We start from the raw sequence: 13,289 nt of genomic DNA, 5'->3' as shown, positions 1-13,289 counted from the left end.
GCGGGTCGCGGTGCGGGCGTACGCAGCCACGGGAGCGGCGGGGGGCCGTCCTGGGAGCTGCGTACATGTCCGTCACCGTCACTGTCGGGGCCCCTGAGGGGCGTTCGCGCTTAGGGGCTCATCAACGCAGTCGAACCGTGCGAATGTCAATGCCGGTCCAGTGGGTGGACGGGTTCAGGGCCGGTTCAGGGCCGGTTGACCTGCGGTCCAATGCTGTTGCCGTCGGCCGCGTGGGCAGCCCAGTCCAGGATCTGGACAGCGGCTCCGGCGGCCTCCAGGCCCTGACAGCGGGCGTCGTGATGGCGGGCGACGGCCTCGAGGTCGAGGTGGGCGCCGAAGGCGGGACGGGCGGCCAGCCGGCGGGCGTAGGCCCACAGGGCGGGGTGGTCGGCGATGCGGTGCACGGCGTCCGCGTCCAGGTGGTTGCGGTGCACGGTGTCGAGCCGGACCAGTGTGACCCACAACTCCACGTCCGCCGCCGTGATCTGATCGCTGATCAGATACGGCTGGACGCCCAGGCCTTGTTCCAGCACGCCGAGGGTGGCGAGCAGGGTCTCGAGGGCCGCGGCGCGCTCCGCCTCCTCGGCGCCGGCCGTTCCGGCGCGCTGTGCGGCCTCCTCGATGCCTTGGGCGCACATCCGCTCGACGGCCTCGATCTCCGACTCCCTGCCGCACGGGTACAGCGCGGGCCTGCCGCCGCCGAATCTCCGGGCGAGGTCGCGGGCGATGTCGGGGCCGTGGGTGCTGACGATGCGCCCCGACCAGTCGTCGCTGAGCACCGGTGCGAGGGCCGGGCCGGTGTAGCGGTGGGCGCTGGCGTCGTAGAGCGAGCGCAGCGCCGAGTGGCCGCCGTCGGGACAGTCGGGGACGGCGGGCAGGAAGGTGACCGGACAGGCCCGCTCCAGACCGAGCAGACTGTGGGTGACGGCGATGCGCAGGCTGTCGGGGTCGGCGGACGACAGATGCAGGCGGTAGCGGCGCGGGACGGCGTAGTGGCCGCTGCGCGCGTCGCGGCCGATCCGGCCCCGGAAGGCCGGGGCGGGGCGGGCGGACGGGTGGGCGGCCAGTGGTGTGACGGACATGACTCTCCCCGGGGGCGGGCGCGCTGCGGACGGGCGCGCGGGCGGATGCGACGTCGAGAAGGGAGGCGGCCTTCGTCCGTGCGCGCCGTGCGGTGGCGCCCGTGGGGCACCGCCGGTGCGGCTCGGCGCGGGGACGGGCCCGGCTCAGCCCTGGGGGTCGATCGCGCTGCAGACGCGCTGCAGGTCGATGTGACGGCGGGAGGTGAGAAGGGGCGACGACCATGCCGCACGGCTCGCTCGGCTGACGACCGGCTCAAGGCGCCCCATTGTTTCCCTACCTGTTCACTAGGATTCCCCGACCGAGTGTCGATCCGCCCCCGGCCGCCGTCAAGAGGGCGTCCACCAGTTGAGTCGCCGAGCCCGGCAGATGAGACGAGCAGATGAGACGAAGGGACCCCGGGCTCAAGCGCCCGGGGTCCCTTCGGGATCGGCTCGGTCCGAGGCCGGTTCAGTCCGACGCCGGCAGCGCCTTGGGCGCCTTGACGGTCAACGGCTGTCCGCCGTAGGTGAGTCGGCCCGCTCCGGAGGCCGTGCAGAGGAGCTCCAGGGTGTCGTCGGCGTCGACGTACCGCTTGCCGACGAGGGTGGCGGGGGTCTCTGCCGCGGAGGACGCGGAGGGCGGTGCGGCGGGAGGTACGGCGGGGGCCTGCCGGGCGGGGACCATGGGGGCGCCGCCGCATTCGATGGGTGCGGCCGCGCCCTCCGGGGCCCGGATGACGATCACGCGGGTGCCGCCGCCGACGGCGGCGAGCTGGTCACCGGGGCGCGGGGTCGGAGCGGGGGACGCCATGGTGCGGTTCTCCTTCTGCGAGGGGTGCGGGCGGGGCGGTGAGCCGCTCCCCCAGCCGGTCCAGGTCGTAGGACTGGCGGGCGAGCCAGAAGCGCAGGAAGCCGGTGAGGGAGTAACGCAGGAACAGCGCGCCGCCCACCACGGCGGCGGCGACCCCGCCGAGCCCGAGGGCGAGCGCGTCGCCCTGGCCGAGGCTGGAGTCGGTGGCGTGGGCGAGGGGGAAGGCGAGGCCGCCCAGGACCAGGCCGACGAGCATCAGCAGTCCGCCCAGGCGCAGCCAGAGCGCGGCGCGGGCGGCGGCCGGGTCGGGGATCTTCAGTGCGGCCAGTTCGCGGACGAAGCGTTCCGCGCGGGGCGACGGCACGGGGGTCGTGGTCATATGGCGCTCCTCGGCAGGGTCATGGGGCGCTCCCCAGGTAGTAGGAGGAGAGTTCGGCGTGCAGGGAGCTGTCCGGGTGCCCCTGCCACTGGATCCGGCCGCGCACGAGCACGGCGGCGTGGTCGGCGATCTTCAGTACGGCGGCGGCGAACTGCTCGACGACGAGGACGGCGACGCCGTGGCGGGCGATCTCGGCGACCAGTTCGTACAGTTCGGCGACGACCAGCGGGGCGAGTCCCATGGAGAGTTCGTCGAGGAGCAGGACGGCGGGGTCGGTGGCCAGGCCGCGGGCGAGGGCGAGCATCTGCTGCTCGCCGCCGGAGAGCGTGCCGGCGTACTGGGTGCGGCGGGCGCCGAGGACGGGGAAGCGGGCGTAGGCGGTCTCCTCTGTCTCCTCCCGGGTGCGGCCGGTGAAGGTCATCATCAGGAGGTTGTCGCGGACCGTGAGGTTGGGGAAGACGCCACGGCCCTCGGGGATGAGACAGACCCCGGCGCGGGCGAGGTCGCCCGGGCGGATGCCGGTGACGTCGCGGCCACCGAGCAGCAGCCGGCCGCCGCTGGGCGGGTGGACTCCGGAGGCGACCTTGAGGACGGTGGTCTTGCCGGCGCCGTTGGGGCCGAGGAGGGCGACCACCTGTCCTGCGGCGACCGCGAGGTCCACACCGTGCAGCACGGTGATGCCGGCGTGGGCGGCGCGGACGCCGGCGAGCTCCAGCAGCGGCCCGTCGGGGGGCGGCGGCGGGGCGGCGGGCGTACGGGCGGGCTCCGCGGCGGGGCCGGTCGTGGTCATGTCTCCCCCAGATAGGCCGCCAGCACCGTCTGGTCGCGCCGGATGCGTTCCGGTGGGCCGCTGGCGACGACGACGCCGAGGTCGAGGACGTGGACGTCGTCGCAGACGGTCATCACCAGGCTCATGTCGTGCTCGACGAGGAGGACGGCGACGCCGTCGGCGGCGAGGGCGCGCAGCAGGGCGGCGAACCGTTCGGTCTCCTCGGCGTCCTGGCCCGCGGCGGGCTCGTCGAGGAGGAGGACGCGCGGCTCGAGGACGAGGGCGCGGCCGACCTCGACCAGCCGGGCGATGCCGGTGGGCAGGGCGTCGGCGGGGTCGTCGGCGAGGGCGGTGAGGCCGAGCCGGTCGAGGACCGCGTCGGCCGTGCGGGCGGCGTGCCGGCGCTCGGGGCCGAGTTCGGCGGCGACCAGGAGGTTGTCACGGACGGAGAGCCGGCCGAAGAGCTCCAGGTGCTGGAAGGTGCGGGACATGCCGCGTCGGGCGCGCCGGGCGGGGCCCTCGCGGGTGATGTCGCGGCCGTCGAGGCGGACCCGGCCGCTGCGGGGGCGGCGCAGGCCCGAGAGCACGTCGAACAGGGTGCTCTTGCCGGCCCCGTTGGGTCCGATGAGACCGGTGACCCGGCCGGCCTCGGCGGCCAGCGAGACCGTGTCGAGGGCCCGGCGGCCGCCGAAGGAGACGGTCACCTCCTCAGCCTGTAGCAGTGGCACGGCTCAACGCCTCCCCGTCCTCGGGCCGCCAGGGGCGGCGCACTCCCCACCACTCCAACTCCAGGTCGGCGGGCTGCTTTTGACGTGCGGCGGCATGGATCCGCAGAGCCAGGGCCGCCACCAGGGCGACGGCGAAGAGCAGCCACCCGTCGGCCGCCCCGAGCGCGGCGAGCAGCCAGCACCCGGCCAGGACCGCGCCCGACGCCCCCAGCAGCAGGGGGTCCCGGCCGAGCGGGGCCCATTCGCGGCGGAACTGGGAGACGATCCCGCTCGGGCTGTGCGCCAGGCCCATGCCGGCGAGGGCGATGAGCAGGGCGGACAGATCCTGGGCCCAGACGCCCAGTTCGCCCAGCAGATGGGTCGGCACGACGAACGCGACGCCGGCGAACAGCCCCGCCCCGACCGAGCCGAGTCCGGCGATGACCGCGATCAGGAAGATCGGCAGTCCGGCGACCAGGTTGAACTGCTCGGCGGTGACGGTCTGCAGCTGCATGCCGTACAGAGCGCCGCCCAGGCCCGCGATGCCCGCCGACAGCGCGAAGACGGCGACCTTCGCGCCGAGGAGCCGTCCGCCGAGGGTGGCGTAGGCGGCCTCGCTGTCGCGCAGGGCGATCAGCCGGCGGCCGAACCGGCCCCGGCGCAGCGCGGCCACGCCGAGCGAGGCGAGGGCGAGGCAGACGGCGGCCAGGACGAGCAGCTGGGCCGGGGTCGTCAGACGCAGTCCGAACAGGTCGGGGCCGGTGACCGACACCGATCCCTGGTCGAACAGGGCGACGCGCACGCCGAGGACGTCGAAGGCGGGCAGGGTGAAGATCCACCGGTCGAGGACGACGGCGAAGGCGGCGGTGCCCAGGGCGAGATAGATCCCGGACAGCCGCAGGGCAGGGAGTGCGATCAGCGCGCCGACGGCCGCCGCGACCAGCACGGCCGCCGGCAGCGCCCACAGCTCGCCGTGCGCCCCCAGATGCCCCCAGGCCACCGCGCCGATCCCGGCGATGGACAGCTGGCAGAGGGAGACCTGCCCGGCGTACCCGGCGAGCGGGACGTACGACAGGGCGACGACGCCGAGCGCGAAGATCGCGCCGTAGGAGACGACCGTGTCCTCGGACAAGACGGTGACCAGGACCAGGGCGAGGACGAGGATGCCCCCGGCCAGGAGCAGGGCTCCGCCGCGGCCGGGGCGGGGGACGGGGATCAGGCGGCGGTCGCGGCCGCGCAGCCGGCGGTGCGGGAAGGCGAGCAGGGCGAGCAGCAGGAGCAGGGCGGGGGCGGCCAGGCGCAGGCCGGGCAGATAGTCGTTCTGCGGCAGATAGCCGGCGAGGTAGGCCTCCATCAGACCTACGACGATCGCGCCGAGGAAGGTCAGCGGCAGACTGCGCAGCCGGCCGAAGACGGCGGCGGTGTAGGCGCTGACGATGAGCAGGGAGAGCTGCTGGGCGTCGAGGGCGACGGTGGGCGCGATGAGGATGCCGCCGACGGCGGCGAGCTGGATGCCCAGCACCCAGGCCAGCCGGCCGGCCCGCAGCGGGTCGGCGCCGGTGAGTCCGGCGAGGGCGCGGTCGTCTACCGAGGCGCGCATCTCGGTGCCGGCGCGGGTGCGGTGGAGCAGGAACCACAGGCCGGCGGCGACGGCGAGGGCGACCGCCATGGTGACGGCCTGGTGCCAGGTCACGGTGGCCGGGCCGAGACGCAGGGCGGGGTGGCCGGCGAAGAACGGGGTGAGGGGGCGGGGGGTGTTGGGGTCCCAGACCCAGCGGGCGAGCGCGATGCACCCGGTGAGCAGGGCGACTGTCATGACCAGGCGTTCCGCCTCGCCGAGCGCCTGCACCGGGCGCATCAGCACCCGTTCGACGAGGAGGCCGAAGGCGGGTGCGAGAACGAGGAGGACGGCGGCGAGGGCGAGCGGCACCGGCAGGCCCCAGCCGACGCCCAACTGCCAGTAGGCGAAGGCGGCGAGCATCCCGGCGGCGCCGTGGGCGAAGTTGAAGACGCCGGCCGTGGTGTGGGTGAGCACGAGACCGCTGCCGATCACGGCGTAGATCGCGGCGGTGCTCAGGCCGACCACCGTGAAGGCCAGGAACTGATCCATGGTCTGGAAACTAGCTTCTCCTTATTGGAGAATCAACCATTCGGACACAGGGAGGTTCCATGGCCGGGAATCAGCACGAACGACAGGACGAACGACAGGACGGGCGACAGGACGAACGAAAGGACGGGCGACAGGACGGGCGACAGAAGCGCGGCGGCAAGATCGCGATGAGCGCCGCCGAGATCGAGGAGTTCCTGCGCGCGCAGCCGGTCTGCCGGGTCGCCGTCACGGCGTCCGACGGCCATCCGCACATCAGCCCGCTGTGGTTCGTCTGGGACGGGGCCGCTCTGTGGCTCAACTCGCTGGTGCGCAGCAGGCGCTGGTCGGACGCGGTCCGACAGGGGCGGGTCGCGGTGGTCGTGGACGAGGGCGGATCCGACTTCCTGGCGCTGCGCGGGGTGGAGCTGCGCGGGCCGGCGGAGGTGGTCGGGGAGGTGCCGCGTGCGGGCGAGCCGCGCGACGAACTCCTCGAGCCCGAGCGGCTGTTCGGGGAGAAGTACGCGGGCGGGCGGTTCCGGTACGACAGGCGGCACGGCTGGCTGCGGGTGGTTCCGCAGGAGGTGGTCAGCTGGGACTTCGGGAAGCTGCGCCGTTGACGGGCTGGGCACGAGATGGAAGCGTGATACTCACTTTCGAGAATTATATTCTCACGTCCTGGGCGCCTTGCCCAAGCCCCAAGCCCCTTGCCCCTTGCCCCTTGCCTCATGCCTCATGCCTCATGTCTCTTGGGAGAGAACCTTGAGCGACACCGACGACCTGGTGGAGATCGAGCAGCTCCTCGCCCGCTACGCGGTCTCCATGACCCGTGGCGATCTGGACCGGGTGCTCGCCGTCTTCACCCCGGACGGCAACTACAGCGCGTTCGGCGACACCTATCCGCTCGACGAGTTCCCGGCGCTGATCGCCGCCGCGCCCAAGGGCCTGTTCCTCGTCGGCACGCCCGCGATCGAGCTGGCGGGCGACACGGCCACCGGCACCCAGCCGCTGTGCTTCGTCGAGCACGCGCAGCACGAGATGCGCATCGGCTACTACAACGACACCTACGCCCGGACGGCGGACGGCTGGCGGCTGCGCACCCGCGCGATGACCTTCATCCGGCGCAGCGGCGACCACGACTCGGGGCGGCCGCACGCCTTCACCCGTTCATGAGGCTGTCCCCGTTCACCGGGCCCGACGTGTTCCGCGCCGAGCTGCGGGCCTGGCTGGACGACCACGACCTGACCCCGCCGACCGGCCACGACCCCGGCGACCCCGGCGACAGCGACAGGACCGACAGCACCCACGACCTCGACGCCCAGGTCGCCCAACTGGGCCGGGTGCGGCAGGCGTTGTGGCAGGCGGGCTGGATGCGGTACGGCTGGCCGCGCGAGGTCGGCGGGCTGGGCGGCAGCGGGGTGCTGCGTGCGGTGCTGGGCGAGGAGATCGCCTCCCGCGATCTGGCGGAGCCCGGGATCTGGTCGATGGTCGAGGTGCTGGTCCCGACGCTGCTCGACTACGCGCCGCCCGCCCTGGCCGCCGAGATGGCGCCGAGGCTGCTGGGCGGCGAGGAGCAGTGGTGCCAGGGCTTCTCCGAGCCGGGCTCGGGCAGCGATCTGGCGTCCCTGTCGACCCGGGCGGTCCTCGGCGAGGACGGCGGCGAGTGGCTGGTGACCGGGCAGAAGGTGTGGACGAGCCTCGCCCAGTACGCGGCCCGCTGCGTCCTGCTGGCCCGCACCGGCGGCCCCGGACACGCCGGCATCAGCGCGTTCTTCGTCGACATGGACTCCCCCGGCATCACGGTCCGCCCGCTGCGCACGATGCACGGCGTCGACGAGTTCGCCGAGGTCTTCTTCGACGACGTACGGGTCCCGGCGTCCCGTCTGCTCGGCGCGCCGGGCGACGGCTGGCGCCTGGCCATGGACCTGCTGCCGCACGAGCGCTCCACCTGCTTCTGGCACCGGATCGCCCATCTCTACAGCCGCCTCGACCGTCTCCTCGCCGAAGGCTGCGAGAGCGACCCGGACGCGCTGGGCGCGGCCTGGCTCGGTCTGCACACCGTGCGCTGCCGTTCCGCCGCCGCCCAGTCCCGCCTCGCCGCGGGCGGCCGGCTCGGCCCGGAGACCTCCGTGGACAAGATCCTGCTGGCCGGCGCCGAGCAGCGGCTGTTCGACACGGCCCGCGACCTGCTGCCGGGCACGGTCGAGCTGGCCGAGGGGCCCTGGCGCACGGAGTACCTCTACTCGCGGGCCGCGACCATCTACGGCGGCACCGCCGAGATCCAGCGCAACATCGTCGCCCGCCGTCTGCTGGACCTCGGAAAGGAGTGACCGCCCGTGGACGCGGCCGAACACGATCTGCTCGAAGAGACCCTGCGCAAGACGATGACCGGCGCCTGCGGCCCGGCCCTCGACTCGGCGCTGGCCGACCTGGGCTGGGCGCAGATGCTCGCCGAGGAGCCTGCCGCCGTCCCGCTGGTCTTCCGGCTGCTCGGCGAGAGCGGCACGCACGCCTCCGTCCTCAACGACGTCCTGCTGCACGCCGCCGACCGCCCCCTCGGCGGCACGCTCCCGCTGCCGTACGCGGGCGGGCAGTGGGTGGAGTGGGGCCGCGGGACGGTGGTGTACGGCGGTGGGCTGGACGCCGGGCTGCCGCTGCGGCGGGTGTCCGCCGGCGCGGCGGTGGCGGCGCCCGCCGGTCGCCTCGCCGTGGGCTGGTGGCTGCTGGGCACGGGCCGCGCGATGCTCGGCCTGGCCCGTCGGCACGTCCTGGACCGGGAGCAGTTCGGGCGTCCGCTGGCGTCCTTCCAGGCGTTGCGGCACCGGCTCGCCGAGACGTACGTGGCCCTGGAGGGGGCCGAGGCGGCCCTCGGCGCGGCCCGGGACGACACCGGGGCGCTGCTGGCGAAGGCCGCTGCGGGGCAGGCCGCCCTCACCGCCGCCCGGCACTGCCAACAGGCCCTGGGCGGCCTCGGATTCACCGCGGAGCACGCACTGCACCGGCATGTCCGCCGGGCCCTGGTCCTGGACGGACTGCTCGGCTCGGCCCGCGAACTGACCCGCGAGGCGGGGGCGTTGCTGCTGCACCAGGGGCGGGCGCCGCGTCTCGTCGACCTGTGAGGAGTCCGCCGTGACCACCGAGACCACCGACCTCTGGCCCGACCTGCTCGGCTGCCTCGACCTCGCCCCGCTGGGCCTGGGCGCCTACGAGGGCCGCTCCCAACAGCTCGACCACCGCCGTCTGTTCGGCGGCCAGCTGCTCGCCCAGTCCGCCCGCGCCGCCCAGCTCGCGGTGCCCGGCAAGGACCTCAAGTCGCTGCACACGCAGTTCCTGAGGGAGGGCCGCACCGAGGAGCCGGTGCGCTACGAGACCGAAGTCCTCCAGCAGGGGCGTACGTTCGCCGCCGTACGGCTCACCGCCCGGCAGGGGCACGGGATCGTCGCCGTCGCGCAGGCGAGTCTGCACGGGTGGGAGGAGGGGCCGGACCGGCAGACCGTCGACCCCGTGCCCGCTCTTCCCGGCCCGGAGCGCGTCGTCGAACTCCCGCTCCTGCCCTGGGAGTCACGGGCCGCGACCGATCTGGACACCGAGAAGGCCGAGCCGCCGGTCTTCGCCCTGTGGACGCGGCTGCCCGAGGTCCACCGGTCGCTGGCGCCGGCGCTGCTCGCGTACGCCAGCGACCTCACGCCGATCGGCACCGCGCTGCGGCCGGTGGAGGGCGTCGTACAGACCGACTCGGGACGGGCCTTCGCCTCGGCCGTGACCTCGCACACGGTGTGGTTCCACCGACCGCCGGGAGAAGGGCGGTCGGGCGGGGGGCGCTGGCTGGTGCTGCGCCAGCACAGCCCCGTCGCCGCGCACGGACGGTGCTTCGGGCGCGGCGACGTGCTGACCGAGAACGGCGACCTGGTCGCCTCCTATGCGCAGGAGGCGTTGCTGCGCTTCACCTGAGCCTGACGTCGACGCCTGGGCCTGGGCCTGGGCCTGGGCGTCGACGCCTGGGCCCGAGTGTCGGCGCTCAGGGTGCGGGCACCTCCAGCACCACCGCCGAGCCCATCCCGCCGCCCGCGCACATCGACGCCACGCCGATCCCCCCGCCCCTGCGGCGCAGTTCGTGGATCAGGGTGACGAGCATGCGGGCTCCGGTGGCGGCGACGGGATGGCCGAGGGAGCAGCCGCTGCCGTTGACGTTCACCGTGTCGGCGTCGAGGCCGAGACGGTGGACGGCGGCGATGGGGACCACGGCGAACGCCTCGTTGATCTCGAAGAGGTCCACGTCGGAGACCGTCATCCCGGCCCGCGCCAGCGCCTTGGGGATGGCCTGGACGGGGGTCAGCCCGGTCTCCGCCGGGTCGGCGGCGACCGAGGCCCAGGCGCGGACGGTCGCCAGGACGGGCAGGCCGAGCCGCTCGCGCGCGAGGCCGGCGTCGGCGACGGCCAGGGCGGCCGCCGCGTCGTTGGCCCCGCTCGCGTTGCCCGCCGTGATGGAGAAGCCCTCGATCTCCGGGTGCAGCGGCTTGAGGGCGGCGAGCCGGGCGGCGCTGGTGTCGCGGCGCGGGTGCTCGTCGGCCTCGAAGGGGCCGTGCGGGGTGTCGAGCGGCACGGTCTCGTCCTTGAAGCGGCCCTCGTCGAGGGCGCGGACGGCGTTGCGGTGGGAGCGCAGCGCCCAGTCGTCCATCTCGTCGCGGCCGATGCCGGCCCGCACGGCCGTGTTCCAGCCGACGGTGATCGACATGTCGAGGTTGGGGGCGTCCGGGCGGTCGGGGTGCGTGGGCGGCACCCAGCGGCCGGCCTCCCCCTCTCCGCCCGGGCCCCCTTCTCCCGAGCCTTCTCCTCCCGGCTCCCGGTAGGTCGACGTGGGTGCGGTGGAAAGAGAGTTGACGCCTCCGGCGAGGATCAGCCGGTCCATGCCGGCCCGGATCGAGGCGGCGGCGGTCTGCACGGCCGCGAGGCTCGCCGCGCAGTGCCGGTTCATCGCCAGACCCGGCACGTGCAGCAGACCGGCGGTGAGCGCCGCGTGGCGGGCCACGACTCCGCCGCCGTGGTGCGACTCGGCGAGGACGACGTCGTCGACGAGCGTCGGATCCAGGCCCTCCCCCACCGCTCCGACGATGCGGTCGGCGAGGTCGTAGACGCTGGTGTCGCGCAGGGTTCCCTTGAACGCGGTGCCGATCGGGGTGCGCAGGGCGGCGACGATCACGGCTTCAGGCATCGGCGGCCTCTTCCAGTTCGGCGACGAGGGTCCGGCGCAGCAGCTTGCCGGTGGCGGTGCGGGGCAGTTCGGTGCGGAAGACGACGGTGTCCGGGGTCTTGGACGAGCGCAGGCGCCGCCGGGCGAAGGACCGTATCTCCTCCGGATCGCCCGCCCCCACCAGCACGGCGACCAGCCGCTGCCCCCACTCCGGGTCGGGCACTCCGAGGACGGCGGCCTCCCGCACTCCGGGGTGTTCGAGGAGTACGTCCTCGATCTCGGCCGGGGCGATGTTCTCGCCGCCCCGGATGATGGTGTCGTCGGCGCGGCCCTCGACGAACAGATAGCCGTCGGCGTCCAGGCGCCCGCGGTCCCGGGTGGCGAACCAGCCGCCCCCGGTCCCGGCGTCGCTCGCGCCCGCGTACTCGCCGGAGATCTGCTCGCCCCGTACGAAGACGAGGCCGGTCTCGCCCGCGTCCAGCACCCGGCCGTCCTCGCCCCGGATCTCGATCGTGATCCCGGGCAGGGGCCGGCCGACCGAGCCGAGCCGCTCCCGTACGGCCGGGTCGTCGGAGGCCACCGCCCGCCAGTGGTCGTCGGGGCCGAGCACACAGATGGAGGACGCGGTCTCGGTGAGGCCGTAGGCGTTGACGAAACCGGTGTCCGGGAACTGGCGCAGGGCCCGCTCCACCACCGGGCGGGGGGCGCGGGCGCCGCCGTAGGCGAGGGTGCGCAGGCTCGGCGTGTCGGCCGTGCCGTCGCCGAGCTCGGCGGTGACGCGGGCGAGCATGGTCGGCACGAGCATGGCGTGCGTGACGCCCTCCCGGCGGACGGTCCGCAGCCAGTCCGCCGGTTCGAAGGCCGACTGGTAGACGATGCGGCGGCCCGCGTAGAGGTTCGTGAGCAGGTTCATCAGCCCGGCGACGTGGTACGGCGGGAGGGCGACGAGGGTCGCGTCCGCGGGGTCGGCGGAGCCGAAGTCCTGGGTGTTGAAGACGTAGGCGAGCAGATGACGGTGGCGCAGCAGGGCCGCCTTGGGGGCGGCGGTGGTGCCGCTGGTGTAGAGGGTGACGGCGGTGGCGTCCCGGTCGTCGGGGGCGGACCGCCGGTCGGGCTCGCCGGGCGGGTCGAGGAGGGCGTCGAGGTCGTCGGGGCGCAGTATCTGGGCGTCCGGATGCCGCGCGATCTGCTCCTCCGCCCGGGCGGGGGCCAGGCGGTAGTTGAGGGGGACGAAGGGCACGCCGGCCAGGGCCGCGCCGAACAGGGCGACGGGGTAGGCGAGGTGGTTCGTCCCCAGGTACAGGACCGCCGAGCGGTCACGGAAGCGGTCGGCCGCGTGGTGCGCGAGGCGCTGGATTCCGGCGGCGGAGAGCGACCGGCGGCCCTCGGTGACGGCCGGCCGGTCTCCGGCGGAGGCGGCCATTTCCAGGATCACGGCTATGTTCATGAGAACGTCATTCTCATACACTCAGAGACTGACTCGCAAGAGAGGGGAATCACCTTGCTCATCACAGGTTCCACGGCCCTGGTGGTCGGCGGCGCGGGCGGGCTCGGCGAGGCGACGGTACGGCGGCTGCACGCGGCGGGGGCCCGGGTCGTGGTGGCCGACCTGGCCGACGAGAAGGGCAAGGCGCTGGAGGCGGAGCTCGGCGTGCGCTATGTGCGCACCGACGCCACGGACGAGGACTCGGTCACGGCCGCGGTCCAGGAGGCCGAGGGATCGGGCGAGTTCCGGATCGCGGTGGACTGTCACGGAGGCCCGGCGAGCGGCGGCCGGCTCGTCGGCAAGGACGGCTCGGCCATGGCCCTCGACGGCTTCCGCACCACGATCGACGTGTATCTCACCGGTGTGTTCAACGTGCTGCGGCTGGCCGCCGCCGCCCTCGCCCGCACCACGCCCCAGGGCCCGGACGGCGGGCGCGGTGTGGTCGTCACCACGTCGTCCATCGCCGGGTACGAGGGGCAGATCGGCCAGCTGCCGTACGCGGCGGCCAAGGGCGGGGTGACGGCGATGACGCTGGTCGCCGCCCGCGATCTGTCCCCGCTCGGCATCCGGGTCGTCTCCGTGGCCCCCGGCACGATCCTCACCCCCGCGTACGGGAAGGCCGGCGACCAGCTGGAGGCGTACTGGGGGCCGCAGGTGCCCCACCCACGGAGGATGGGACGCCCGCAGGAGTACGCGGCCCTGGTCCAGCATCTGTGCGAGAACGACTACCTCAACGGTGAAGTGATCCGGCTGGACGGCGCGTTGAGGTTCCCGCCCAAGTAGCACCGCTCCCGGTCAC

General features: G+C 74.2%; 15 protein-coding genes. 6 read left to right on the top strand and 9 right to left on the bottom strand.

The features are described 5' to 3' along the window. Positions 1 to 185: 185 nt before the first annotated feature. From OG562_RS37755 to OG562_RS37730, 7 genes are all read right to left on the bottom strand, one after another. Positions 186 to 1,082: a glutathione S-transferase C-terminal domain-containing protein gene (locus OG562_RS37755; protein ID WP_266406096.1), complete on the bottom strand. Its 897-nt coding sequence runs from the start codon at positions 1,080 to 1,082 to the stop codon at positions 186 to 188. Positions 1,083 to 1,226: 144 nt separating this feature from the next. Beyond that, positions 1,227 to 1,349 (bottom strand): putative leader peptide, encoded by a 123-nt coding sequence (locus tag OG562_RS46080; RefSeq protein ID WP_323187596.1) that lies wholly within the window; start codon positions 1,347 to 1,349, stop codon positions 1,227 to 1,229. A gap of 181 nt (positions 1,350 to 1,530) precedes the next feature. Beyond that, positions 1,531 to 1,872, bottom strand: coding sequence for a hypothetical protein (locus OG562_RS37750; protein ID WP_266406094.1), 342 nt, complete (start codon positions 1,870 to 1,872; stop codon positions 1,531 to 1,533). Further along, a complete protein-coding gene (locus OG562_RS37745; RefSeq protein ID WP_266406092.1) occupies positions 1,838 to 2,251 on the bottom strand; it encodes a hypothetical protein in 414 nt (137 codons plus the stop codon). The genes OG562_RS37750 and OG562_RS37745 overlap by 35 nt, the downstream gene beginning before the upstream one ends. A 19-nt stretch (positions 2,252 to 2,270) precedes the next feature. Then, positions 2,271 to 3,041 carry an ABC transporter ATP-binding protein gene (locus tag OG562_RS37740; protein WP_266406090.1) on the bottom strand — a complete coding sequence of 257 codons (771 nt, stop codon included), beginning with the start codon at positions 3,039 to 3,041 and terminating at the stop codon, positions 2,271 to 2,273. After that, the gene (locus tag OG562_RS37735; RefSeq protein WP_266406088.1) at positions 3,038 to 3,724 is read right to left on the bottom strand and encodes an ABC transporter ATP-binding protein; all 687 of its coding nucleotides are present in this window, start codon (positions 3,722 to 3,724) and stop codon (positions 3,038 to 3,040) included. The genes OG562_RS37740 and OG562_RS37735 overlap by 4 nt, the downstream gene beginning before the upstream one ends. 4 nt (positions 3,725 to 3,728) lie before the next feature. Continuing rightward, positions 3,729 to 5,837, bottom strand: a complete 2,109-nt coding sequence (locus OG562_RS37730; RefSeq protein ID WP_266406087.1) for an ABC transporter permease — start codon at positions 5,835 to 5,837, stop codon at positions 3,729 to 3,731. Between the two features lie 167 nt (positions 5,838 to 6,004). On the opposite strand from OG562_RS37730, the gene OG562_RS37725 reads away from it, so the two are divergent. The 5 genes from OG562_RS37725 (at position 6,005) to OG562_RS37705 (ending at position 9,764) form a co-directional block, all read left to right on the top strand. After that, positions 6,005 to 6,433: a pyridoxamine 5'-phosphate oxidase family protein gene (locus tag OG562_RS37725; RefSeq protein ID WP_266409730.1), complete on the top strand. Its 429-nt coding sequence runs from the start codon at positions 6,005 to 6,007 to the stop codon at positions 6,431 to 6,433. Between the two features lie 142 nt (positions 6,434 to 6,575). Continuing rightward, a complete protein-coding gene (locus tag OG562_RS37720) occupies positions 6,576 to 6,986 on the top strand; it encodes a nuclear transport factor 2 family protein (RefSeq protein ID WP_266406086.1) in 411 nt (136 codons plus the stop codon). Beyond that, positions 6,983 to 8,143, top strand: a complete 1,161-nt coding sequence (locus OG562_RS37715) for an acyl-CoA dehydrogenase family protein (protein ID WP_266406085.1) — start codon at positions 6,983 to 6,985, stop codon at positions 8,141 to 8,143. Before OG562_RS37720 ends, OG562_RS37715 begins: the two co-directional genes overlap by 4 nt. A gap of 6 nt (positions 8,144 to 8,149) precedes the next feature. Continuing rightward, positions 8,150 to 8,932, top strand: a complete 783-nt coding sequence (locus tag OG562_RS37710) for an acyl-CoA dehydrogenase family protein (RefSeq protein ID WP_266406084.1) — start codon at positions 8,150 to 8,152, stop codon at positions 8,930 to 8,932. 10 nt (positions 8,933 to 8,942) lie between these two features. After that, positions 8,943 to 9,764 carry an acyl-CoA thioesterase II gene (locus OG562_RS37705; protein WP_266406083.1) on the top strand — a complete coding sequence of 274 codons (822 nt, stop codon included), beginning with the start codon at positions 8,943 to 8,945 and terminating at the stop codon, positions 9,762 to 9,764. Positions 9,765 to 9,831: 67 nt separating this feature from the next. Here OG562_RS37705 and OG562_RS37700 read toward each other — a convergent pair whose 3' ends face one another. Next, positions 9,832 to 11,025 carry a thiolase family protein gene (locus OG562_RS37700; RefSeq protein ID WP_266406081.1) on the bottom strand — a complete coding sequence of 398 codons (1,194 nt, stop codon included), beginning with the start codon at positions 11,023 to 11,025 and terminating at the stop codon, positions 9,832 to 9,834. Beyond that, the gene (locus OG562_RS37695) at positions 11,018 to 12,451 is read right to left on the bottom strand and encodes a class I adenylate-forming enzyme family protein (RefSeq protein WP_266406079.1); all 1,434 of its coding nucleotides are present in this window, start codon (positions 12,449 to 12,451) and stop codon (positions 11,018 to 11,020) included. The genes OG562_RS37700 and OG562_RS37695 overlap by 8 nt, the downstream gene beginning before the upstream one ends. A gap of 54 nt (positions 12,452 to 12,505) precedes the next feature. Here OG562_RS37695 and OG562_RS37690 point away from each other — a divergent pair, with 54 nt between their 5' ends. Continuing rightward, a complete protein-coding gene (locus OG562_RS37690) occupies positions 12,506 to 13,273 on the top strand; it encodes an SDR family oxidoreductase (RefSeq protein WP_266406078.1) in 768 nt (255 codons plus the stop codon). Positions 13,274 to 13,289 lie beyond the last annotated feature (16 nt).

Source organism: Streptomyces sp. NBC_01275, from assembly GCF_026340655.1.
In the GTDB taxonomy this organism is placed as follows: Bacteria; Actinomycetota; Actinomycetes; order Streptomycetales; family Streptomycetaceae; genus Streptomyces.
The sequence above is the reverse complement of the archived record's forward strand: the minus strand, read 5'-3'. Positions and strand labels throughout refer to the sequence as shown.